The following is a 22,569-nucleotide window of genomic DNA, read 5'->3' as shown; positions in this document are numbered from 1 at the left end:
TTTATTGCTGCAGCACTGCCTGTATCGCACTGAGTGCTTCCAGCGCACCCATGGCGAGGCCTGCATCCTGGGCATACTGTACTTGCGGTTCGCGCAGGTTGATGCGCAGCAGGCGGCAGCCAAAATGGGCTTGCATGCGCTGGCTGAAATTGCGTACGCTGGGTACAGCCGTGCCTGCCCCGATTTCTATGACCAGAGGACGTTTGACCTTGCTCAGCCAGTTTGATTGCCGCTCTGCCTGTTGCTGCTGCCTTTGTGAATTCCAGTCAGCATCATCAAACATCAGGATATTTGGCCTGGCCATGCCACCACAATGCGGGCAGACCGGTGCAGTATTCATGAGCTGGCAATTGACTTCATCGACTTCTGGCATAAACTGATCTGCTTGCCAGATGCTGTCACGGCAAGGTAGCAGGCATTGCAGATAATGGATGGAGCCATGGCATTCATGGATCAGCGCATTCTCCATCCCGGCTTGCTGGAAATGCCCATCTACATTGCTGGTATACACGCTTAGTCCGTGGGGTTTGCTGGCTCCCCATTGCCTGAGCAGCTCAAAGCCCGCATGGGGCCGGATCTGGCGGTAGAGCGCCAGCCTGTGACCATAAAAGCCCCAGGCTTGCAGAGGACGGCGGCGAAAAGCTGCCGGGTTGGCAATTTCATAGAAGGGGATGGCTTCCTGGCCCAGCGCCGGATAGGCTTTCCAGAAGCCTTCGCTTCCTCGAAAATCAGGCAGGCCGGAATCGACACCCATGCCTGCACCAGCCGCAATCACCAGGCTGTCTGCCTGGGTGATGAGCTCTGCTGCCTGGTGTATCAGATGGGCTGGATGCATGATGAATTTTGGGGAAAGGTGCTTCAATGGACGAATAAGCCAAGTTTGCCTGTGTAATGTGCCATTTCTCTCAATTTCAGGCAAGTCTGTCTGAAAATTGTAAGCAAGCATGAAAATCTGATACTCAACAGGCCAAGTTGATGCAAACTATTGCAAACAGACAATTATTTTGGAGACTCAGGTATGCGTATTACTTCTGCACTCATAGCCGGACTTTTTCTGATACTGGCCTTGCCAGCGACTTCTCATGCTGAAGAAGCGCCTATACGCATAGGCATCATAGGCCCGTTTACCGGCAAGTCTTCTACCGATATGGGCGAAAGCATACGGGGTGGTGCCAGGGTGTTCTTGCAAGACATCAACCAGATAGGTGGTGTCATGGGGCGGCGCATAGAATTGGTCGAGCGTGACGACCAGGCCAAGCCTGACATCGGTGCTGCCATGGCAAAAGAACTGATAGACAAGGAAAAAGTCGTCGCCGTCGTCGGCTATGCCAATACCGGCGTGGTGCTGCAGGCGGCCAAGGTTTTCCAGGAAAGTAAAAAGCCGCTCATCATCAGCGTTGCCACCGGTGCTGCCGTGACCAAGCAATTCATGCCACCAGCCATCCCTGACAGTTATGTATTCCGTCTCGCTGGCAGTGATAATCTGCAGCCATCAGTGATACTGGCCGACGTCATTGACAAGCGCAAGCTGACCCAGATCGCCATCCTGCATGATGACAGCCCTTACGGCAGCTTTGGCAAGGAAAACCTGTTGGCTGAATTGCAAAATCGCAAAATCACGCCCGTCGCGGTTGAGAGCTTCAAGGTTGGCGACCAGGACATGAGCGTACAACTGGCCAAGGCCAAGCAGGCTGGTGCGCAAGTGGTCATGCTGTACTGCCTGAGTTCTGAGGCTGCCATGGTTGCCAATGGCATGAGCAAGATCAAGTTCAATGTGCCGCTGACAGGTTCCTGGACCCTGTCGCAACGCAGCTTTGTTGAACTTGCTGGTAATAATGCCGAGGGTGCGCGCATGCCGGTGACCTTCATAGAAAATGACGCCAGCAGCCGTAGTAATGAATTCGTGCTCAACTACTTTCGTATAAATAATGTTAAATCCATCCCGTCTGCTGTATCAGCCGCACAGACTTATGATGCCCTGAGAATGCTGACCCTGGCACTCATGCAGGCAAATTCTACGGATGGTGACAAGATCAAAATGGCACTCGAAGACATGAAGTACGACGCTACTTCTACCGTCATCTCACGCTATAAAAAACCCTTCTCGAAAAACGACCATGAAGCAGTCGTCAGAAACATGCTTTTCATAGGAGAAATCAGGCGCGGCAAGGTCTCGTATGCATACAAGGAAGACGCCAATAACAGCCTGATCCTGCGCACCAAATAAATCGCTTTTTCTTCAGTTTTATTCTACATACCGACCTCAAGTTTTTCTTTGTCCGCCCCCTGCAGGTGCAGGTGGGGTGGACAATTTTCAGTACAGAGTTTCCTGTATTTTCTCTTTCTTTGCGGCAAGTAAAACGTAACCAAATTTAACTTCGGTTGTATAGGCATTCGGCTATCCTGTTAACTTTAAGGCATGCCTGCTGCTGTCTCATTGCGACCATGGATGAGAATGTTTTCCTTCAGTTCTTTTCCTGTGACAGGTGTGCCGTTCAAGCGCGTTTGCGAATTATTTGCGAATTAATTTCGAAAAAATTTGTTCGCTAAAAAATGATAAGAAAGGTCACCATGAGCAAAGAACAGATACGCCAGGTATTAAAAGAGCATGGCAAATTTTCTGCCGATATTGATAGCCTTGCAGATAATGCTGACCTGTATGAAGCAGGTATGACATCACATGCGAGCGTGAATGTCATGCTGGCTCTGGAAGATGCTTTTGATCTGGAATTCCCTGACCGCATGCTCAAACGCAGCGTGTTTGAAAGCATCAATGCCATCGATGCAGCGATACAAGAATTGACGGCATGATATGGATAACCCGGCCACTCCCATGATACTGGCGGCCAGACTGGTCGCCAAAGAATTTGCCGCCCCCCATGCCAAAGCAGTTGATCAGGACGCGCGCTTCCCCATCGAAGCCGTGACTGCACTCAAGCGTGAGAAATTGCTCAGTGCCTACGTGCCTGCAGAGTTTGGTGGTGCGGGTGTTGGCCTGACTGAGCTGGTACAGATCGTAGAAATACTGGCGCGTGAATGCGCATCGACAGCAATGATCTATGCCATGCACCAGATACAGGTGATCAGCATAGTCCGTCATGCGATGGATAATCCCTGGTACCAGAATTATTTGCGTGAACTGGTGCAGCACCAGTATCTGATTGCTTCTGTAACTTCAGAAGTTGGTGTCGGTGGTGAAATGCGCCGCAGTCATTGCGCGGTCGAAGTGGATGGCCAGCGCTTCAAACTGGTCAAGGATGCGACCACGATTTCTTATGGTGCCCAGGCCGATGATTTACTGGTGACTGCGAGACGCAATCCTGATGCGGCCCATAGCGATCAATCATTGATACTGGTACGCAAAGCCGATTACACGCTGGAACAAAAAGGTGGCTGGGACACCATGGGCATGCGCGGCACCTGTAGCCCGCCCTTCCTCATGAGTTCTGTTGGCGATGTGGCGCAAATTATCGATGTCCCCTTTGGTGACATGTCAGCACAAACCGTGGTGCCGGTATCGCACCTGCTATGGGGTGGTTGCTGGATGGGTTGTGCGGCAGCGGCCGTCAATAAAGCCAGGGCCTTTGTACGTGGCCAGGCCCGTGCCAATCCCGGTACCGTACCGCCGACAGCGCTGCGCCTGGCTGAGCTGGTCAGTATGATGCAAAGCCTGCGTACTTCAGTGCAGGCCTGCCTGACCGAGTATGAAACTTTGTCTGTGGCAGATGATGCTGCGGTTGGTACGCTGACTTCCATGGGTTATTCACTGAAAATGAATAACCTGAAGATAGATGCAACCCAGGCATTGCCGAATATAGTCACCAAGGCCTTGTCCATCTGCGGCATCCTTGGCTACAAAAACGACAGCAAGTTCAGCATGAGCCGCCATCTGCGTGATGCTCATTCAGCCGCCATCATGGTCGGCAATGACCGCATCCTGGCGACCAATGCCAATTTGTTGCTGGTACTTAAAGACGATTAGGAAGGACACCATGTCTATCGATTTTTCTCCTGAAGGCCTGACCGATGACCTGGTCGCTGCCGGGCATATCATTCCCGTCGGCGTACAAGGCATTTTTGGCCGCGGCCCGGTGTTTGAAGATGTGCTGCGCCGTTTTGATGATTATGTCAGCCGCGTGGCTGCCAATGATGGTGCGGTCAAGATGTCTTTCCCGCCCTGTCTGGACCGCAAGGTGCTGGAACGTAGTGAATACCTGGATTCTTTCCCGCAACTGGCGGGTACCATTTTCAGCTTTACCGGCAATGAAGCACAGCATAAAGAACTCATGGAAAACGTTCATGAAGGCCGCCCATGGACGCATCTGCAAACCATGACCGCAGTCTGCCTGACGCCCGCTGCCTGCTACCCGGTGTATCCAAGCTTCACCGGCACTATTCCGGCAGAAGGCCGTCTTGTGGATATGCAAAACTGGGTGTTCAGGAATGAGCCCTCGCCTGAGCCTACCCGCATGCAGTCTTTCCGCGTGCGTGAATTTGTCCGTGTCGGCACGCCTGACATGGTCGTAGCCTGGCGCGATGTCTGGTTGCAGCGTGGCCTGGATATTCTAAAATCCCTGGGTTTGCCTGCGCGTTCAGATGTCGCCTCTGATCCTTTTTTTGGCCGTGGTGGCCGCATGCTGGCAGCCAACCAGCGTGAACAGCAATTGAAGTTTGAAGTGCTGGTGCCAGTGATCTCCGAAGCCAAACCGACCGCGGTATGTTCCTTCAATTATCACCAGGATCATTTCGGCAAACTGTTTGAGATTTATCAACAGAATGGTGAGCTGGCCCATACCGCCTGCCTGGGTTTTGGTCTGGAACGTATAGTCATGGCCTTGTTCAAGACGCATGGCATGCAGCCAGAGAACTGGCCCCAAACTGCCCGCGACATATTGTGGTCATGAGCCTGCACGCTTTACAGCCGATTATTGCCAGTACCTATCAGCCTCATGCCCTGCATGGTGCTGACAGGGCCTGGGCAGAAACCAATTGCTATATCGATGTCTGGATAGAAGTCTTGCATGCACAAGGGCTAAACCCGCTGGCATGTTTGCCGATGGTCTTTGCCAATGATTTTGATGGTGATCAGTGGACGTTTTACAAACCACCGCATGAAGACTTGTTTGCCCTGTATGGCATTGATGTGCAGGAACTCAATGTATGGCGCGGCTTGCTGAATAACGCCACAGTACAACTGGGCCGTGGCCGCCTGGTGCTGACAGAGACAGATTCCTTTTACCTGCCGGATACTGCAGGTACGGACTACCGCACGAATCACGTCAAGACCACGATAGCGATACAGGAAATCGATCTTGAACAGCAAAAGCTCGGTTACTTCCACAACAGCAGCTATCATGAATTGCAGGGCGAAGATTTCGTAGAAATCTTCAGGATAGGCAAGCCGCATGATGCGACATTCATGCCGCTGTTTGCCGAATTCGTGCGCCTTGATCAGGTACAGAATAAAACAGATGCAGAACTGGCTGCGATTTCTTTGCCACTCCTGCGCAAATACCTGGCAAGGCGCCCGCGCAATAACCCTGTCAGCCTGTTCCTGCCAGTCTTTATCCGCGATGTAGAGCAATTGAAAGAAGAGGGCATGGCGGCTTATCATGCCTATGCTTTTGCTTGCCTGCGTCAACTCGGTGCAGGCTTTAGTCTGGGTGCGCATTACCTGCGCTGGCTGCAGCAACACCAGGGTTTGCAATTCGAGGCAGCAGCCACGGAATTTGATGCCATTTCCGAAGTCACCAAGACCCTGCTGTTGAAAACCGCCAGAGCTGTCATGGGTAAAAAGGCGGTGGACCTGGCACCGCTGGTGGAACAACTGGCGGTGCATTGGCAACAGGGTATGACAGCACTCGATAACAGTTTGGCTGGCCAGTGAATTGCATACATGACAGACAAAATATTCATTCCACTTAATACTGGCTGGCATGCCGTACAGGTGACTGGCGGCAGCATAATTTCGCCGTCCACTTTGCCTGCTGCATTGTTTGTGCAAATACCGGCGCAAGTTCCTGGCACTATTGCCAGCGCATTGCGTGTTGCGGGGCAGTTTGAATACGGCAAAGACAATTTCGATGAGGTTGATGTCTGGTATTTCTGCGACCTGGATTTGCCTGACAATGCTGCCCGCCTGCATTTTGAAGGTCTGGCTACGCATGTAGAAGTTTACTGGAATGACAGCCTGATATTGCGTAGCGAGAATATGTTCATCGCCCACAGACTTGATCTGGCTGAGCATGCCATCAGTGGCAAAGGTCGTTTGAGCCTGCGCTTCCTGGCCATGAATACCCAATTGGCGCAACGCCGTCCGCGCCCGCGCTGGAAAACCCGGCTGGTCGAACAACAGCAATTACGCTGGATGCGCACCAGCCTGCTGGGACGCATGCCGGGCTGGTCTCCACCGGTTGCGCCAGTCGGCCCGTACCGGCCCATCCTGCTGGAATTGCAAAGTGCCATACAACTTACACAAAAAAATATAAGCTCCAGGATTGCCGGTGCAGATGGTGTACTGGAAATCGAATTACTTGTACAAAGCCAGCAAGCCTTGTCATCTTGTACCATCAAGATAAGCGGGCAAGACTACACACTGAACTGGCAAAGTCTGGGGCAGAACCAGTACCGCATTCTTGGCTTGTGCCACATAGCGGAAGTCAAAAAATGGTGGCCGCATACGCATGGCGATGCGGTTTTATATGCGCTGGAATTGCACATGCATTCTGCTGATCATCAGTGTGTTATTGATCTTGGACATACGGGTTTCCGCCGTGTAACGCTTGATCAGCGTGATGGCGATTTTCATCTGCATGTGAATCAGGTTTCTGTATTTTGTCGTGGTGCCTGCTGGACGCCTGTCGATATTATCTCCCTGCAAAATGAGAGCACTGATTTACGTCACATGCTGACGCTGGCACGCGATGCAGGGATGAATATGCTGCGTGTGGTCGGTACCATGGTGTATGAGACTACAGAGTTTTATAAACTGTGTGATGAACTCGGCATCCTGGTCTGGCAAGACTGCATGTTTGCCAACATGGATTACCCGGTCAGTGATGAGGCCTTTGCAGCAAGTATCACAACTGAAGTGCAGCAATTCCTGCAGCGTACGCAGCACTCTCCCTGCATTGCCATTGTTTGTGGCAATAGCGAAGTGGAACAACAGGCAGCCATGCTGGGCCAGCCTGCAGAACTCTGGCGCAATGCATTTTTTGCAGAGACCCTGCCTGCGCTGTGTGAACAATACAGGCCCGATGTGCAGTACTGGCCTTCCAGCCCCAGCGGTGGTGTCATGCCTTTCCAGCTTGATACTGGCGTTGCTCATTACTTTGGTGTTGGTGCTTATCTGCGGCCACTTGATGATGCGCGCCGCAGTGCGATACGCTTTACTTCGGAATGCCTGGGTTTTTCGAATATGCCCGACGACGATCTGATCGACAGCATGCTCAACAATGGCGAGACACCAGGCCCGCATCCGGCATGGAAGCAAGGTATTCCACGTGACAATGGCACAGGCTGGGATTTTGAAGATGTGCGCGATCACTATATGGCAGAGCTGTATAAGGTAAATCCAGCCAGCCTGCGTTATGCCGAACGTGAACGCTATCTGTCATTGGCACGTACTACGACCGGTGAAGTTATGGCGAAAACCATCGCTGAATGGCGTCGCGATGGTTCGACCTGTCATGGCGCCTTGGTCTGGTTTTGGCGTGACCTGCGGCCAGGCGCAGGCTGGGGTGTTATTGATGCGCATGGCAAACCCAAGGCGGCCTATTATTATCTGAAGCGCGCCATGGCAGCGCTGACCGTGCTCATCACTGACGAAGGTTTGAATGGGCTTTGCCTGCACGTCATCAATGACGGGCCGCAGGCATTCGAGGGGGAACTGGAGCTGAATCTCTACCGTCATGCAGAAAGCCGTGTTGCCCATGGCCGTATTGCCATGCAGGTGGCGGCGCATAGTGTAAGCAAAGTGCAGGACTATGCGCTATTGCCGCATTTTGTCGATACCAGTTATGCCTATCGCTTCGGGCCCGCAGGGCATGATGTGGTGGAGACTGTTTTGTATGACTGCGAGCAGATCATCGCCAATGATTTCCATTTCCCGCAGGGTCATCAATTTGCAGTGCAGACCGATGTGGGTTTGCGTGCGCATTGTAGTTTGGATGCGGACGGTAATCATGTTCTGCATCTGAGTGCGCAAAAGCTGGCGCAGGCAGTATCCATACAAATCCCTGGCATGCTCCCTGAAGATAATTATTTTCATATGGCACCTGGCAGCATCAGGCAAGTGCGTCTGACTGCCATTGACGGCAAGTCTGTCAAAGCTGGGCAGGTGCAGGCACAGAATGCGCTGACGAGCGTCAGGGTGGTTTTGGAAAATAGTACGATTAGTGCAGCAAGTAGTGCAGCAACTACTGTAGTAACTTAGCGGGGCAGATTTGGCAACACAACAGTATCCCAGCAAAGATATTTTATATACGCCACAAGCCTTCTGGTTTGGTGATGCCGCTACCCCCATGCTGGGCTGGTACCATCCTGCCCGCATACGCGATGCTGGTGGCAGCCGCCGCTGCGGTGTGGTGCTTTGCCCACCATTCGGGCATGAGTACATGGTGTCTTATCTGGCTTACAAGCACCTGGCCACGCATCTGGCAAAAGCAGGTTTTGATGTCTGTTTTTTTGACTATAACAATACTGGTGATGCCGCCGATGTTGCTGATGACGGGGGCGACCGCATAGAGCTGTGGCAAAACAATATACGCCAGGCTGCTACTCAATTGCGCCAGATGGCGGGTGTAGAGCATATTGCCCTGTTTGGTTTGCGCCTGGGTGGCTTGCTGGCAGCGACAGTGACAGCCAGCATCGATGCCAAGGCCCTCATGCTGATGGCACCAGTCATCTCGGGTCGCGCCTATGCGCGTGAAATGCTGGTCTTGCGCAGCATGAGTTCACTGCAAAAAGATGTGGAAACCGAGCAAACCATAGACCCCAATCATGTGGTCGCGGATGATGAGCTGACCGGGTATGAATTCAGCGCAGCCACCCGCAGCAGCCTGGGCAAGCTGGACTTGAGCAAGCTGCCAGCACCAGCCATGCCGGTCTTTTTGCAGCAACGTGATGATATTACAGGCCCGGAGGCCAAGCTGGTACAGGCCTGGCACCATCATGACCATGCTCTGCAATTGTCAGAATTGCCGGGCTATGCCGCGATGATGCGTGAAGACGCGCATGATACTGAAGTGCCGCATGCGATCTGGCAAGAGATGCAGGCCTGGCTGGCGCGCTACTTCCCCTTGCACGAGATTGTCAGCAGGGATGTCCCCGTGTCGAATAATATCGCCAGCCTGCGTATTGCCAATACTATCGTCGAAGAAGAACTGGTCGAGTTTGAAGGCATGACAGGCGTAGTCAGCCACCAGACAGGGGCAGATGCCTTTGCCTTGCCCGCCGTGATCCTGTGCAATATCGGTGCCAATCACAGAGTTGGCAATCACCGCCTGTATGTCACTCTCGCACGTAGTCTGGCCAGCCAGGGCTTTTATGTCCTGCGCTTTGACAAGTCGGGTATAGGCTATAGCAGGACTACGCCGGACGATCAGGAAAATGACGTCCATGCCGCATCCAGTGTCGATGATCTCAGTAGAGCCATGTATTTCATGCAGGGCAAATACCATAGTCCGTCTTTTGTGCTGACAGGTTTATGCTCTGGCGCCTATATGGCTTATCTGAGTGGGCTCATGGATGAGCGTGTCAGCGGTCTGGTACTCATGAACCAGCTGACCTATCGGTGGCGTGCAGGCGATACCATAGAGGCACGCAAGAAAGCCACCATCAAATCTACTCATTATTATGTGCATGCCATGGCCAGAGGGGATACCTGGAAGCGCGTACTCAAAGGACAGGTGGATTTTCGTCAGATCACTGGCAATTTATTACGCCGCATAGGCAAGCGTTTGCACACGCAATGGCAATCGCTGGGTAGTCGCGTGACACACAATAATCTTTTTCTTGGTCAGGTGGCACGCAATTTCAAGAATCTCGAGGCCCGGGGTACTGAGCTGGTACTGATTTATGAAGCCAGTGATACGGCAGTGGATGTCATGACCGAGCAATTTGGCAGGCATGCAAAATTACTGGGACAGAGCGAGCGTATCTGCCTGAAGTTTTTCAAAGGGGCTGACCATACCTTTACACCACGCTGGTCACAACTGGCCCTGGTCGATTTCATCGGCAGGCATTTGCTGTACCGCTACAGTTATCGTCAGCAGGAAAGCTTGGCAGCCATCGCCACACCAGTAGCACCGCAGCGGCGTTTTGATGCGATTGCCAGTTCAGAGCACCAGATTAAGCCTGTTTCTGCAGACGTGGCAGAATAAAACGCCAGACCACGATCAGTTCAAATATTTCGACCACGATCAGTGCCAGGATAGCGCCTTGTGCCCCCATGCGCGGGATACTGAAGGCGGTGATGAGTAGCACCATGCTGAGTGTCACGCTGCCGAGGAAAAACATTTGCTTGTAGGCGCCACCACTGGATAACCAGGAGGTACCCACCCAGCGTGCCGCATTGATAGCGAAATACGCGCCCCACATCATGACCAAGGGATCAAGCCCGCTGTACTTGGCGCTGATGACATGGTTTTCCAGCCAGGGCAGTGAGGTCAGGAGCAGGGCAACATAGGCCAGTACCACCAGTTCTATCCCGGCGATGGAGAACAGGGTCAGGCGCTTTAGACCATGCCAGTCTTTTTCTGCCATCAGACGGCTGGCTTCCGGCCTGGCTACCCGCGACCAGGCAGCCACCGCCAGCGGTATGGGCATCAGCATCAGGCGCGAGGCATTCAGGTCGGCAATTGCCGCTACCCCCAGCCAGGCACCGGACAGATACACATAACTGTAATTCGACAGCCAGCCGACGATGACGCCAGACACTGCCCAGCGCCCATGGCCAGAGATGGTTTCCTGATGATCATTGATGGCCTGGCGGATTTCTTCTTCCGCATGGGCTTCAACATCGGTAGAGGTATGTGCCAGGAAATGCTGGCGGCTGGCCAGCGTGCACAGGAAGGAGGAGGCGGCCAGCAGCACAAACACCGTGACCAGGTCAAAATGCTTGCTGAAATACAGTGACGCCAGGCCTATGCCGACCAGGCCTACATATAAAATATCTTGCCGCAATACAGAAATGATATCGGACTGTATGAAGCCCACCGTACGGCCATATTCACGTATGCCATTGCCAAACAGGTAAGTGGCAAATACCACGCCCAGCAGCCAGCTCTTGTTGCTGTAATGAGTTGCCGCCGGGACGAATTCCACAATCACGAAAGCCAGCGAGCCCATCGCCAGGGTCCAGAATACCTGTTTGTACCAATAGTGGCGCAACAGGGATTTACGGGTGTCACCGTGGACCGATGGTGCAACCGTGGTCAGCGGGCCGGCTATCCAGGAATCAACAATCAGGCCGACCAGCAAGCCACCGGCGTACAATTGCCCATACAGACCATAGTCGTCCTTGGTCACCAGATTCATGAGCAAAATGCCAATGACGAAATTCAGGGCGCTGAGCATGCCCTGGTCGATGACCGATAAGATGGAAGAAGAAAGAAATTTTTTATAAAAACTCATGAGCTTGCACGAGAGAGTCCTGGCTTATGATGCGGGATTGCAGTGCGTGGGCTGACCTCAGCATATTTTGCAACAGAAACATAACATCAAGACTGACTGATACACAAAGTATTTCATTCTTTTACAATAGCTTTACCTTTATTTTCCGTCATTTATGAATAATTTAACCACTAAAGACCGAGCACTGGTGTTGTTCAGTGGTGGCCAGGATTCTGCCACCTGTCTGGCCTGGGCACTGTCCCGCTATTCCCATGTTGAGACTATAGGTTTTGACTATGGTCAGCGTCATGCCATAGAACTCAGCGTCAGGCCTGTGCTGATAGAGAAAATACGCCAGTTTTCACCCGAATGGCAGAGCCGCCTAGGTGAAGATCACATGATAGACCTGGGGCTGATTTCCCAGCTTTCGCATACGGCCATGACAGAAGACATCGCCATAGAAATGCAGGAAAACGGTTTGCCGAATACCTTTGTCCCAGGCCGCAACCTGATGTTCATGATGACCGCAGCCACTCTGGCTTATCGTCGCGGGCTGAATGTGCTGGTCGGTGGCATGTGTGAAACCGATTTTTCCGGCTACCCCGATTGCCGTGATGACACCATGAAAGCCCTGCAAGTGGCGCTGAACCTGGGCATGAATACCCGCCTGAAGCTGGAAACCCCGCTGATGTGGATTAACAAGGCCCAGACCTGGCAACTGGCAGAACAACTTGGTGGCAATGCTTTGGTTGATCTGATACGCGAAGACACGCATACCTGCTACCTCGGGCAACGTGGCGACATGCATCCATGGGGCCATGGTTGCGGTACCTGTCCTGCCTGCGCCTTGCGCGCCCGCGGTTATGAGTATTACCGCAGCGGTAACTTTGACTTGTAATGTCGCCTTGTAAGCTAGCCGTTAACTTGCAGGCCTAGAATAGGTGCATACACCATGAATGAAGCCCCACTATGCTGATTGCCATCATCACCGACCTGCATGCCAACCGTGAAGCACTGGAAGCTTGCCTGGCACATGCGCAACAGCGCAAGGTGACGCGCTATGCTTTCCTCGGCGACCTGGTCGGTTATGGTGCCGATCCGTGCTGGGTGCTGGATAAAGTAATGGAGTATGTCAGCCAGGGTGCCTGGGCGCTGATCGGCAATCACGATGCCGGTTTGCTGCAAAGTGACAGGCAGGGCATGAACCCGACTGCCAGGACCGTGGTCGACTGGACACGTGCCCAGCTCAGTCCCGGGCAACTCGATTTCATTGCCAGACTGCCTTACCGCATAGAGTGGGAAGACTTATTGTTCGTCCACGCGAATGCATGGGCACCGGAGAAATGGGAATACATAGACGGCGTCATGGAAGCCACACGCAGCATGCATGCGACCAAGGCCAATATTACTTTCTGTGGTCATGTACACATGCCCACCCTCTACCATATCAGTCTGACTGGCAAGACCGGTGAATTCACTCCCGTACCTGAAGAAGGCATACCATTGAGCAGGCAGCGGCGCTGGCTGGTCATCCCCGGTTCGGCAGGCCAGCCGCGTGATGGCAACCCTGCCGCCTGTTACGCGACTTTTGATACTGAAGACCAGGAACTGACTTATTACCGCGTTCCCTACGATACAGAAACTGCCTGCCAGAAAATCATTGCTGCCGGTCTGCCACCGGCCCTGGGGCACAGACTGCTGCATGGTAATTGAGACAGGTTGGATATGAGCACTCACCCACATCAAAAGCTGCAAAGTGGCATGGAATTCGACGGCTACCGCCTTGAAGAAAAATTGCATACTGGTGGTATGGCAGCCTTGTGGCGCGTCACTGACCTGCGTAATCGTCATGCATCGACACAGGGTGAGGCAGAGCATAGCCCGCTGATCATGAAAGTGCCCCTGCTGTTTTCAACAGATGACCCAACCGCCATCGTCGCCTTTGAAGTCGAGCAAATGATCATGCCCAAGCTCAAGGGCAGGCATGTGCCGCGTTATTTTGGTGCCGGTGATTTTGATGCCCAGCCCTACATCGTCATGGAGCAAATTGCCGGTACATCCTTGCGCAGCCGTTTTGAAGACGCGCCTTTACCGCTGGCCGAAGTGGTCGATATTGGTATCAGGGTTGCGCATGCCTTGCAGGATCTGCACAAGCAGCATGTCATTCACCTCGATATCAAGCCCAGCAATATCATGTTCCGCCCCGATGGCACGGTGGTGCTCATCGATTTTGGCCTGTCGCGGCATGACAGGTTGCCTGATCTGCTGGATGAAGAATTTCGCCTGCCCATGGGCACAGGCCCGTATATTTCACCTGAGCAGGTCATGGGTGTGCGCAATGAACCGCGCAGCGATCTGTTTTCGCTGGGGGTCTTGCTGTATCACCTGGCAACCGGGCAGCGGCCCTTTGGTCATCCGACTTCGGTGTCTGGGTTAAAAAAACGCCTGTATCGTGATCCCCTGCCGCCGCGCAGCCATCGCAGCGAGATACCGCCATGGTTGCAGGAAATTATCTTGCGCTGTCTGGAAGTGGAACCGCAGGCCCGCTTTGATACGGCTGCCCAACTGGCTTTTTTATTGCAGCATCCAGATCAGTTGCAATTAACGGCACGGGCCGACAAGCAGGGGCAGGATGGTTATCTGTCAGTACTCAAACGGCGTTTTCAGGCAGCCGGGGCAGAGCCAGCTTTGTTGCAAAGTGCAGCAGATCAATTATCCCGCGCGCCCATCATCGTCGCTGCGCTGGATTTGACCGGCGGTTCAGAAGCACTGGCAGCCAGCCTGCGCAATATCACACGGCGTATGTTGCAAACCGAACCTGGTGCCCGCCTGGCCTGTCTGACCATACGCAAGGTCAGCCGCATAGGCATGGATGAAAGCCTGATACAGCAGGGTGAGAACATCCATGTCAAACAACTGGTCGATCTCAAGCATTGGGCAAGGCCTCTAAACCTGAACCCGGACAAGATCACCTTTCATGTGCTGGAAGCACCCGATCCAGCCAGCGCCATCATTGATTATGCCCATAGCAACCGGGTCGATCACATCATCATAGGTTCACGCGGCAGCTCTGCCTTGCGCCGTTATCTGGGCAGTGTTTCTGCCCAGGTCGTGGCCGAGGCAGAATGCACGGTCACGGTTGTCAAGGCACATGAAAAATAGTCGTGCAGCCCGGTCTTATTTTTTCAGGCCTTCCAGCACCTGATCGACATAATCCCCATCCGCATCGCTGAACTTCAGCCTTACCGGATACCATTCCAGGCTGGGTGCCAGCCATAAATCCAGTTGCTGATCCTTGGAATCAGCAGGTGGTGCCTTGTTGACGTGGATGGCGAGCATGTCGCCCATCGGGGTCTTGATGTTTTCCGGCCCAACGACTTTGAAAGTCCAGGGGTCGGCATCGCGGCGGCCAGCCACCAGCATCTTCCATTCCGTACCTGCCTTGAAAGCATCGCCAGCGGCGCGGGCGATGGCAATCAACTGCCAGCTGGCACTGGTCCTGTCCTGTTCTCCCCCTTTAAGTACATAGGTTTCAGCAGATGCACTAAAGCGCAGGGTCTTGCTGTCGCGTTCAAAGCTGGTCGTGGTGGCGGGTTTGCGAAAGCGTTTTTCGACAAACTTGTCGGGTGCCAGGCCAAAATCATCGATATTCCCCACGCTGCTCGCATCGAGTATTTTGCCGACCAGCATGGCATGGGTTTCTGTGATGATGCTGTATTTCTGGTCGCCGGTTTGCCACTTGACTGAGGCTGAACCACTCAGCGGCAAGCCGCTTTGTTTGGCCTTGATGCTGTATTGCAGCTCAACCGAAGGTGGCAGCTTCGTCGCATATTTGGTGGCAGTCTCATGTCCCTGCGCCATGACAGGGCTGTTCAGGCCCGATGCCAGCAGCAGGGTAAGAAATAGGGTGAAAAGCGGGGCTCTTGCGGTGCGCATTATTATCTTTCCATATTGGTGATGCTGATGATTTTGGTCGCGGTCTGGGTAGTCACGGCACCATTACTTTCCGTATTGCGTATTTGCACCGGATACCAGTGCTGGTCGGGTGACAGCCAGACTTCGAGCTTGGAATTATAAGAACCAGGCAAGGGCGGGCGCACTATATGCCAGGCCATGAACTTGCCTGCCTTGGTCTCGACTTCTTCATACGCGGTCACAATAAAGACAAAGGTGGTGACATCCCTTTCTTCAGCGACTTGCAACCGGATTTCACGACCAGGCTGAAATTTCTCGGGATCGGCATAGCCTATGCCAGCAAGTTGCATGAGGAAACTGGCCTTGTCCTGGGCACCATCTTTTATTTCTGCCGTTTTATTTGAAGAAGAAAAACTGACAGATTTCTTCTGATGGTCAAAATGAGTCGCCGTCTCACTGCGGTTGCGCCGTTTTTCTGAACTGGTCGCAGGGGTGATGCCATACGTATCAATCATGCCCTCGCTGTGCATCTGGTACAGGTTGATGGAGGTCAGTAACAAATCCAGCGAGGCATTGATGCTCATCTTGTAGCGGCCAGTCTTGAACTCCCAGTTAATCTCGCCATCGCCATAAACCGGGCTGCGGTTAGGTTCAGTACGCACGATGCGCATGCTGATTGTGCCGGTCTGGGGCGCACGCACAGGATAGGTTTGCGGTCCCTCGGTATTGCTGCTGTCCTGGCCAGGCGTGCCGCTGGCCTCCTCGGCCTTGACTTCAGGCTTGGTCTCGGCTACCGGTACAGGCGTATTGTCCTTGACTTCAACAGGTGCTACGGGAGTCGGGTCGGGGGCGGGTTCGGGCTCAGGGCTGACCACAGGCGTCACCGTCTTTTTCACCGTAGCGGGTGGTTTTGCTTCCGGCGCTGCTTGTGGACCTGGTTTCGGGGCGGGGCTGACGGTTTTTTGCTCCGTCTGTTCGGGGATATCCCTGAATTGCACTGCGATGGGGTTTTCCTGCAATCGTGGCTTGTCTGGCATCACGTCCCTGTCCAGTCCATACAAGACAAACAGGTGCAGCAATACCGCCAGCGTCAAAAACAGCATATTCTGGCGGGTCAACAACATGGTATCAAATTGAGGGGCGGTAGCATTCATCCTGCTAGTGTAAACGCAGTAGATAAATTTTGGATGACCTGAGGTATTTTGCCAGGGAGTAAAATGGCATTTTTTGCAGCAATCATGCAGGACATGACTGGATAGACCTGATGCCGATGACAATAATTAACTACTTGAAACGATATTCCCCCGTAATGCTGGCGCTATGTCTGCTACAGAATGTCCAGGCGGTGACGCCGCAAAATCCTGGAAACACCAAGCCCGGCTCCGCTCTTGCTCCAATACGCATAGGCATGATAGATGGTCTCAGCGGTGCTTTCAGCAATGCCGGTGAGGCAGTGCAAAGAAACTTGCAGATCGCCATAGAAAGAGTCAATGCCCGTGGCGGCGTGCGCCTGCCTGATGGTGCCCATCCCCTGCAATTAAGCAGTTTTGATAACAAGCAAGGGGTAGAAGATTCCCTGACTGCGCTCAAGCATGTAACAGATCAGCATATTCCCTTTGTTGTGCAAGGCAATAGTTCTGCTGTTGCCCTGGCTCTGGTGGATGCCATCAACAAGCATAATCAGCGTACACCTGATAATCGCCTGCTCTTTCTTAACTATTCTGCGGTCGATCCGGCACTGACCAATGAAAAATGCAGTTACTGGCATTTCCGTTTCGATGCCCATGCCGACATGCGCATGCATGCGCTGACAGAAGTCATCAAGGCGGACAGCCGCGCCAAAAAGATTTACCTGATAGGCCAGGACTATAGCTTTGGCCGCCAGGTCAATAAATCAGCACGTACCATGCTGGCAGAGAAAAGACCGGATATTGCGATTGTTGGCGAAGACCTGCATCCCATAGGCAAGATCAAGGACTTTGCTCCGTATATGGCCAAGATCAAGGCCAGCGGTGCCGATGCCGTCATCACCGGTAACTGGGGCAATGACCTGACCCTGCTGGTCAAGGCCGCCAAGGAGGCGGGCATGGTGACCAAGTTCTATACCTTCTATGGCAATGGCCTGGGTGCACCGGCGGCACTGGGCGATGCAGGCATAGACAGGGTGCGTGCGGTGGCGGAATGGCACCCCAATGCTGGCGGTGCCGACAGCGACGCCTTTTATCAGCAATTCCGTCAGCGCTATCCCGACCCGCGCGATGATTATGTGCATCTGCGCATGCAGCTCATGGTGGAGATGCTGGTTACCGCCATAGAAAAAGCCAGGACGACCGAAGCAGCAGCCGTGGCCCACGCCATGGAAGGCGCGCATTACAAGAATGCCTTCCATGACGCCATCATGCGCGCAGAAGACCATCAACTGATACAGCCCTTGTATGTCTCGGTCATGCAAAAAAAGGGCGAGAGTGGCGTGCGTTTTGATAATGAAGGCAGTGGCTACGGTTTTAAAACCGAGCGATATTTCGATGCGCGATTGACGGCCTTGCCCAGCTCATGCAAGATGCTTAGAATTAAATAAACTGCAACCCTGAAAATATGAAGGAAGAATCGTATGAGTAATCCGTTTTCTGGTTCTGAAATTCCCGGCATGAATGCCATGGGCGATACCCTGTCTTTCGTCAAAAAACTCTGGGGCAATATGCAGGTACCTGGCATGGTGGCACCACCCATGTCCGTTGATGAGCTGGACAAGAAAATCCAGGATTTGAAGACGGTCGAATCCTGGTTGACAGTCAACATGAATATGCTGCGCGGGACCATACAGGCACTCGAAGTGCAACGCGCAACGCTGGCTGCGCTGCAATCGATAGGTGAAAGCTTTGCCCAGCACGCGCAGCAGGCTGGTGCGATGGCGGAGCAGGCAACAACAAGTTCAACAGCCAGCAATTCGGGCAACAGTAACAGCAATAGCAATGCCGACTGGCCCATGCATCCACACACGGCCAAGGCAAAGGTCGCTGAGCCTGATCCTGATGATGAGGTCGATGAAGATAGTGCCGATATGCCGCCTGAAGCAGGCGCATCTGCGGCAGAGGCTGAAGCGCCGGTAGAAGAGCCCACTCAATCTACCAAAGCTACCGATGCTGCCAAATCTACTAAAGAAGCAGACTCAGCAGATGCCAGCACACCCTTCGTCAACCCCGCCGCCTGGTGGGGACTGTTGCAAGAACAGTTCAAGCAAGCCGTCAGCAAAGCCATGCAAGGGGAACAGGACAGCAGCACGACAGCAGAAGCTGTGCCGGTACAAAAAACGGCTGGCAAAAGTACAGCTGGTACAGCGACCAAAACTGCAAAAGCTGGCGCAAGTGCTAAAGCCAAACCTGCCAGCAAGGCAGCGGCGGGAAGTAAATCAGTTGCCAGCTCAGCGGTCAAACCAACAGCAAAACCAGCAGCAAAAACAGCAACAAAACCTAAAGCGGCTGCCAAACCTTTAGCGAAGACCAGCAAAACGACAAAAGCAAGGTAAGGAAGATATCGTCAGCAGACATGCTCCAGCCTGAAGTATCAAGTGAGCAAGGGATAGGACTATTTCCTTAAAAGCAGGTTAAAAAATGGCACCCAAGGGTGCCATTCCGGATTCAATCGTCAAGCTCCGTTTTTAGTAACCAGCCTGCGCGGTCGGGCATTTCGCTTTGTTCGCCGGTTTTACTTCCACTACTTCGAAGTTGTTATTCAGCATCCACGCACTTGTACGTTTGCGTGTGACAGGTTTTCCCTTGGCCTGGCTCGCGACATTAATTGCGATGACTTTATCGGATTTGCCAAACTTGCAGTCCACCTCGAACTCCAGCCCTTCCTTCGGGCCGGTCGCTGGCAAAGGGATATTGATCAGGCGCAGTGGCGACTTGGCCTTTTCAGTTGCTGACAGTGCCTGGTAATCACTCGTTGTATCTACCACAAAGGCGGCCTGGGAATAAGCTTCCAGCGTGGTGTCTGGTGATATGCTGCCGGTGGACTTGGTCCAGACCAGCACACTTTTTCCGGCAATACCGTCAGTTGCAATATTCGCCCATTTTTCCATCAACTCCTTGCGGGAGGGGAGGGGGCCACTTGCTGGAGTTGGAGCAGGAACTGCCGTCACGGCAGCAGCAGGTGCTGCCGTTGTTGTTGCAGGTGCAGGTGCTGCAGCTTTTTGCATAGGGGCAGGGACGGGCCCAGCTTTGACAGGTGCCGCAGCAACTTCTTCGCCCTGGTATTTGTATTTGCCATCAAATGGCACATCGCCCCATGCACTGGCGCAAGTTTCTACATGCAATTGCATGCCACCCGCAGCGCGTTTCAGGGTCATATTGCAACGGCCTTCGCTAAAGCTCCATCCACCCGGGGCATCCGTCAGCTTTCCTTCGCCCGCACCGCTGCGCAAATTACCGGGTTTGCCTTTTTCTGCCACTTCCAGAGTGAATTTGCCATCAGGCTTCACCGTCAACAGACGTTCAAAGCCATTGTCGCTGGCATCATAGACACCGGCTTTGGGAAATGGATTGTAATCTGCAGCCAGGGCAGGAGCTGCGATACATGCGAGACTGACTGAGAGCAGGCTGAGAGTTTTCAGGGAATGTAAGCTTTTCATGTGGTCGCTGGATGAAGGTGGTTGAAATTGGTCTAGCCATGCCTGTTCCCAAATAGGGTGTCGTATCTGGGCGCATGATGCATTAAAGTAAATGGATGGTGCATGACAGGTGCAGGCGTGTCAATCAAGTAATTGTGTTTTTTATATTAAAGCGCAACAATGTGTAAGCAGATTTGCATCGTGCTCAGGATTTTGTTATTAGCTTAACGGTGAAAATAATCGCTACATCGTGATAGCGCTGGAACGCATTTTTATTCATTTGCTTAACTGAAACATCAGGAGAACCGGCAGTGGCCTTTGTCTATGAAAGAATCCCCGAAGCGGATATCGTGGCTTTTGATTTGCGCGAAATTGACAAACAGTTTCCCATGGCGACAGCGTCGAGGTGGGTGATAGACCGCGAGCGTAATATCTATCTGCGCTATATGACCTATGACCGTGAACAGCCATCACACAAAAACTTCAGCTACTTCTGGAACGGCAATCTGTATAGCCTGCGCCTGAGCAGCGAAGGGCATGACCTGCCTGACGATAAGTGGAAAACCAGCTGGAGCTGGCTGGGCATGCATGAACCTGAAGCAGACGCCAAGGCAGAATTTGACGCGAACCGCACAGCTTTCATGGCTGATCTCAAAGATGCCTTGCGGGCCTATCGCGACGGTTCCTTGTCGCCTGCCTATTCTGCAAACGTTGCAGAATTCGACTTTTAGACGGAGGGCTTATGTCAGGTCTCAGTCATCAGCAAGCCATGGCACTGCTGCAGGATCATCCCGAAGATTACCGCACGCCGGATTCATTGAAAGATCTCGCCAACCAGGTATCCATCTATTCTGATGGGCAAGTCACCCTACTGTATGGCGGCATGGTGCACAAAGATATTTCCAGTAATGACCTGGTAGAACTCATGGTCGCCAATAAAGAGGATATACGGGCGATCAACAAGACCCCGGTAGCGGCTTTCCTGCAATCGGAAGACTATCTCGAGGCGGTCGCGAAAGCGCATAACTGCAAGTCAGTCGATGAAGTCCTGAGCAAGCGCGATCATCCGGCTAACCAGTTCATGTTTGCGGCAACGGATGGCCGCTGGGCTGATGCCTCGGCACGCTTTGCTGCTGCCACCAAGGGTGAAGTCATGACGCTCAGTGGCTATGCCGGTGCCGACCGTACCCTGGGTCTGGTGGAATTGCCCACCATATTGAAAAATCCAGAGGTCACACACATCAATGGCAAGCCCAAGGCAATCTTCGAGTCTATTTATGAAGAAACCGGTTCGCTGACCGAAGTATTCAAGGCCGTTGCATCTTCTTCTCACGAGCTGATGCGCAATATGGAAGTCAAGGCATCCACCCATGTGAACGCCGATGGCATCGAGAAGAAGATTGCTGAAAAAGTAGGTTCCAAGAGCCTGTTTGAAGGCTCTGCTTACCGCGGCACCAGCCTTGCCAAGGGCGAAGCAAATCTCTCAATTGCCACTGCTCCTGATCCTAAATACCAGGCCAATATCAATGAGGGGAAAGTGCTGCTGACCAAGGCGGAGCAGCATAAGCAGGCAGACAAGAAGCTGGAAAATGATTCCGCAGGTTTGCTGCTGGTGGCTGATTCACCATCATCAAGAATGCTTGCTTCGATTCCGGCTGCAAAAAAAGAGGCAAAGCAGGGTGGGCTGGCACTCTGAGCTGCAGTGGAGCAGGCAGTTTGATGTCCGGGATGAGGCTGTTCAGGGGCTTTTGGCCCCTGTATCCGATGTCAGGATGCGCAATGCTTCTTTGGTCCATTGCACACGGCTTTCTTCAAAGGTGATACCCGCCTTGAGTATCAGGTAACGCAATTGTTGCTCGTGTGACAGTGTCTGGGCGCTGAAGTCACGCTTTTCAATCTCCAGGTAAGTTGCCAGTTCCTGCTCATGCAATTGCAGGCGGCGCCCAAACTCTTCTGCCAGACCCAAGGGGCCTATGGCAGCATCAGCCCGCAGTTTGACCATCATGTCATCCCGCAGTCGCATCGGTGCACTGCTCTCACTGGCCCAGCGTCGTAACTCATCCCGGCCCGCAGGCAGAATGGCGATGAGTTTTTTACCTGCACGGCCACCTTCTACTTCCGTAGAAATGACCCAGCCCTGCGCTTCCATGCGCCCCAGTTCCCGGTAGATTTGCTGGTGTGTCGCATGCCAGAAATAGCCTATGGACTTGTCGAAACGCCGTGCCAGGTCATAGCCTGAACATGGCTTTTCGGCAATCGAGGTCAGCAAGGCGTGGGGCAGGGACATGTTTTAGAGTAAATAGTCGGTGTGGTTTTCAGACATTTTATATGCAACTGGTTGCATAAATAAAGTGGTTTCGGTATATTCTTATGCACTCAGTTGCATAACTGTGAGGACTTACGAAAAGCCGCCCCAGCTGCGTTGCAGCTCC

20 protein-coding genes are annotated in these 22,569 nt (G+C 53.0%); 14 read left to right on the top strand and 6 right to left on the bottom strand.

The annotated features are described in order from the left end of the window. Position 1 precedes the first annotated feature (1 nt). Positions 2 to 835 carry a Sir2 family NAD-dependent protein deacetylase gene (locus UNDKW_RS25695; protein WP_162061073.1) on the bottom strand — a complete coding sequence of 278 codons (834 nt, stop codon included), beginning with the start codon at positions 833 to 835 and terminating at the stop codon, positions 2 to 4. A 183-nt stretch (positions 836 to 1,018) separates the two neighbouring features. On the opposite strand from UNDKW_RS25695, the gene UNDKW_RS25690 reads away from it, so the two are divergent. The 7 genes from UNDKW_RS25690 to UNDKW_RS25660 all read left to right on the top strand — a co-directional run bounded on the left by UNDKW_RS25690 (position 1,019) and on the right by UNDKW_RS25660 (position 10,382). After that, complete coding sequence (locus UNDKW_RS25690) at positions 1,019 to 2,227, top strand: ABC transporter substrate-binding protein (protein WP_162061072.1); 1,209 nt, start codon at positions 1,019 to 1,021, stop codon at positions 2,225 to 2,227. Between the two features lie 344 nt (positions 2,228 to 2,571). Continuing rightward, the gene (locus UNDKW_RS25685; RefSeq protein WP_162061071.1) at positions 2,572 to 2,811 is read left to right on the top strand and encodes an acyl carrier protein; all 240 of its coding nucleotides are present in this window, start codon (positions 2,572 to 2,574) and stop codon (positions 2,809 to 2,811) included. Position 2,812: 1 nt separating this feature from the next. Further along, complete coding sequence (locus UNDKW_RS25680; RefSeq protein ID WP_162061070.1) at positions 2,813 to 3,982, top strand: acyl-CoA dehydrogenase family protein; 1,170 nt, start codon at positions 2,813 to 2,815, stop codon at positions 3,980 to 3,982. A 10-nt stretch (positions 3,983 to 3,992) separates the two neighbouring features. Continuing rightward, on the top strand, positions 3,993 to 4,904 hold the full coding sequence (locus tag UNDKW_RS25675) for an amino acid--[acyl-carrier-protein] ligase (RefSeq protein WP_162061069.1): 912 nt from the start codon (positions 3,993 to 3,995) through the stop codon (positions 4,902 to 4,904). Continuing rightward, the gene (locus tag UNDKW_RS25670; RefSeq protein ID WP_162061068.1) at positions 4,901 to 5,887 is read left to right on the top strand and encodes a DUF1839 family protein; all 987 of its coding nucleotides are present in this window, start codon (positions 4,901 to 4,903) and stop codon (positions 5,885 to 5,887) included. The genes UNDKW_RS25675 and UNDKW_RS25670 overlap by 4 nt, the downstream gene beginning before the upstream one ends. A gap of 9 nt (positions 5,888 to 5,896) precedes the next feature. Then, positions 5,897 to 8,434 (top strand): glycoside hydrolase family 2 protein, encoded by a 2,538-nt coding sequence (locus UNDKW_RS25665; RefSeq protein ID WP_162061067.1) that lies wholly within the window; start codon positions 5,897 to 5,899, stop codon positions 8,432 to 8,434. A 10-nt stretch (positions 8,435 to 8,444) separates the two neighbouring features. Next, a complete protein-coding gene (locus tag UNDKW_RS25660; protein WP_162061066.1) occupies positions 8,445 to 10,382 on the top strand; it encodes a serine aminopeptidase domain-containing protein in 1,938 nt (645 codons plus the stop codon). Here the strand turns inward: UNDKW_RS25660 and UNDKW_RS25655 are convergent. After that, complete coding sequence (locus tag UNDKW_RS25655; RefSeq protein WP_162061065.1) at positions 10,351 to 11,634, bottom strand: lipopolysaccharide biosynthesis protein; 1,284 nt, start codon at positions 11,632 to 11,634, stop codon at positions 10,351 to 10,353. The genes UNDKW_RS25660 and UNDKW_RS25655 overlap by 32 nt on opposite strands. A gap of 154 nt (positions 11,635 to 11,788) precedes the next feature. Between UNDKW_RS25655 and queC the strand changes: the two genes are divergently transcribed. The 3 genes from queC (at position 11,789) to UNDKW_RS25640 (ending at position 14,775) form a co-directional block, all read left to right on the top strand. Beyond that, positions 11,789 to 12,511 (top strand): 7-cyano-7-deazaguanine synthase QueC, encoded by a 723-nt coding sequence (gene queC / locus UNDKW_RS25650; RefSeq protein ID WP_162061064.1) that lies wholly within the window; start codon positions 11,789 to 11,791, stop codon positions 12,509 to 12,511. A 71-nt stretch (positions 12,512 to 12,582) separates the two neighbouring features. Next, positions 12,583 to 13,326 carry a metallophosphoesterase gene (locus tag UNDKW_RS25645; RefSeq protein WP_162061063.1) on the top strand — a complete coding sequence of 248 codons (744 nt, stop codon included), beginning with the start codon at positions 12,583 to 12,585 and terminating at the stop codon, positions 13,324 to 13,326. Positions 13,327 to 13,338: 12 nt separating this feature from the next. Next, positions 13,339 to 14,775 (top strand): bifunctional serine/threonine-protein kinase/universal stress protein, encoded by a 1,437-nt coding sequence (locus UNDKW_RS25640; protein WP_162061062.1) that lies wholly within the window; start codon positions 13,339 to 13,341, stop codon positions 14,773 to 14,775. Between the two features lie 15 nt (positions 14,776 to 14,790). On the opposite strand, the gene UNDKW_RS25635 is transcribed toward UNDKW_RS25640, so the two are convergent. Continuing rightward, on the bottom strand, positions 14,791 to 15,549 hold the full coding sequence (locus UNDKW_RS25635; protein ID WP_162061061.1) for a DUF3108 domain-containing protein: 759 nt from the start codon (positions 15,547 to 15,549) through the stop codon (positions 14,791 to 14,793). 2 nt (positions 15,550 to 15,551) lie between these two features. Further along, a complete protein-coding gene (locus UNDKW_RS25630; protein ID WP_162061060.1) occupies positions 15,552 to 16,682 on the bottom strand; it encodes a DUF3108 domain-containing protein in 1,131 nt (376 codons plus the stop codon). Positions 16,683 to 16,792: 110 nt separating this feature from the next. Between UNDKW_RS25630 and UNDKW_RS25625 the strand changes: the two genes are divergently transcribed. After that, positions 16,793 to 18,106 carry a branched-chain amino acid ABC transporter substrate-binding protein gene (locus tag UNDKW_RS25625; RefSeq protein ID WP_232063111.1) on the top strand — a complete coding sequence of 438 codons (1,314 nt, stop codon included), beginning with the start codon at positions 16,793 to 16,795 and terminating at the stop codon, positions 18,104 to 18,106. A 33-nt stretch (positions 18,107 to 18,139) separates the two neighbouring features. Beyond that, entirely contained in the window at positions 18,140 to 19,054 is a 915-nt protein-coding gene (locus UNDKW_RS25620; protein WP_197893023.1) for a PhaM family polyhydroxyalkanoate granule multifunctional regulatory protein, read from the top strand. A 132-nt stretch (positions 19,055 to 19,186) separates the two neighbouring features. Here the strand turns inward: UNDKW_RS25620 and UNDKW_RS25615 are convergent, their stop codons facing one another. Next, the gene (locus tag UNDKW_RS25615; protein ID WP_162061059.1) at positions 19,187 to 20,158 is read right to left on the bottom strand and encodes a hypothetical protein; all 972 of its coding nucleotides are present in this window, start codon (positions 20,156 to 20,158) and stop codon (positions 19,187 to 19,189) included. Positions 20,159 to 20,448: 290 nt separating this feature from the next. On the opposite strand from UNDKW_RS25615, the gene UNDKW_RS25610 reads away from it, so the two are divergent. Then, positions 20,449 to 20,868, top strand: a complete 420-nt coding sequence (locus UNDKW_RS25610; protein WP_162061058.1) for a hypothetical protein — start codon at positions 20,449 to 20,451, stop codon at positions 20,866 to 20,868. A gap of 11 nt (positions 20,869 to 20,879) precedes the next feature. Further along, positions 20,880 to 21,833, top strand: coding sequence for a hypothetical protein (locus tag UNDKW_RS25605; protein ID WP_162061057.1), 954 nt, complete (start codon positions 20,880 to 20,882; stop codon positions 21,831 to 21,833). Positions 21,834 to 21,875: 42 nt separating this feature from the next. Here UNDKW_RS25605 and UNDKW_RS25600 read toward each other — a convergent pair whose 3' ends face one another. After that, complete coding sequence (locus tag UNDKW_RS25600) at positions 21,876 to 22,424, bottom strand: PadR family transcriptional regulator (protein ID WP_162061056.1); 549 nt, start codon at positions 22,422 to 22,424, stop codon at positions 21,876 to 21,878. Positions 22,425 to 22,569 lie beyond the last annotated feature (145 nt).

Origin of the sequence: Undibacterium sp. KW1 (assembly GCF_009937955.1) — a bacterium.
In the GTDB taxonomy this organism is placed as follows: domain Bacteria; phylum Pseudomonadota; class Gammaproteobacteria; order Burkholderiales; family Burkholderiaceae_D; genus Undibacterium.
Note: the sequence above shows the minus strand (reverse complement) of the source record. Positions and strands in the feature narration are given on the sequence as shown.

Excerpts from the sequence above, each read along its gene's own strand:
- UNDKW_RS25695 (WP_162061073.1), bottom strand. The coding sequence starts at position 835 with ATGCATCCAGCCCATCTGATACACCAGGCAGCAGAGCTCATCACCCAG.
- UNDKW_RS25690 (WP_162061072.1), top strand. The coding sequence starts at position 1,019 with ATGCGTATTACTTCTGCACTCATAGCCGGACTTTTTCTGATACTGGCC.
- UNDKW_RS25685 (WP_162061071.1), top strand. The coding sequence starts at position 2,572 with ATGAGCAAAGAACAGATACGCCAGGTATTAAAAGAGCATGGCAAATTT.
- UNDKW_RS25680 (WP_162061070.1), top strand. The coding sequence starts at position 2,813 with ATGGATAACCCGGCCACTCCCATGATACTGGCGGCCAGACTGGTCGCC.
- UNDKW_RS25675 (WP_162061069.1), top strand. The coding sequence starts at position 3,993 with ATGTCTATCGATTTTTCTCCTGAAGGCCTGACCGATGACCTGGTCGCT.
- UNDKW_RS25670 (WP_162061068.1), top strand. The coding sequence starts at position 4,901 with ATGAGCCTGCACGCTTTACAGCCGATTATTGCCAGTACCTATCAGCCT.
- UNDKW_RS25665 (WP_162061067.1), top strand. The coding sequence starts at position 5,897 with ATGACAGACAAAATATTCATTCCACTTAATACTGGCTGGCATGCCGTA.
- UNDKW_RS25655 (WP_162061065.1), bottom strand. The coding sequence starts at position 11,634 with ATGAGTTTTTATAAAAAATTTCTTTCTTCTTCCATCTTATCGGTCATC.
- queC (WP_162061064.1), top strand. The coding sequence starts at position 11,789 with ATGAATAATTTAACCACTAAAGACCGAGCACTGGTGTTGTTCAGTGGT.
- UNDKW_RS25645 (WP_162061063.1), top strand. The coding sequence starts at position 12,583 with ATGCTGATTGCCATCATCACCGACCTGCATGCCAACCGTGAAGCACTG.
- UNDKW_RS25640 (WP_162061062.1), top strand. The coding sequence starts at position 13,339 with ATGAGCACTCACCCACATCAAAAGCTGCAAAGTGGCATGGAATTCGAC.
- UNDKW_RS25635 (WP_162061061.1), bottom strand. The coding sequence starts at position 15,549 with ATGCGCACCGCAAGAGCCCCGCTTTTCACCCTATTTCTTACCCTGCTG.
- UNDKW_RS25630 (WP_162061060.1), bottom strand. The coding sequence starts at position 16,682 with ATGAATGCTACCGCCCCTCAATTTGATACCATGTTGTTGACCCGCCAG.
- UNDKW_RS25625 (WP_232063111.1), top strand. The coding sequence starts at position 16,793 with ATGCCGATGACAATAATTAACTACTTGAAACGATATTCCCCCGTAATG.
- UNDKW_RS25620 (WP_197893023.1), top strand. The coding sequence starts at position 18,140 with ATGAGTAATCCGTTTTCTGGTTCTGAAATTCCCGGCATGAATGCCATG.
- UNDKW_RS25615 (WP_162061059.1), bottom strand. The coding sequence starts at position 20,158 with ATGAAAAGCTTACATTCCCTGAAAACTCTCAGCCTGCTCTCAGTCAGT.
- UNDKW_RS25605 (WP_162061057.1), top strand. The coding sequence starts at position 20,880 with ATGTCAGGTCTCAGTCATCAGCAAGCCATGGCACTGCTGCAGGATCAT.
- UNDKW_RS25600 (WP_162061056.1), bottom strand. The coding sequence starts at position 22,424 with ATGTCCCTGCCCCACGCCTTGCTGACCTCGATTGCCGAAAAGCCATGT.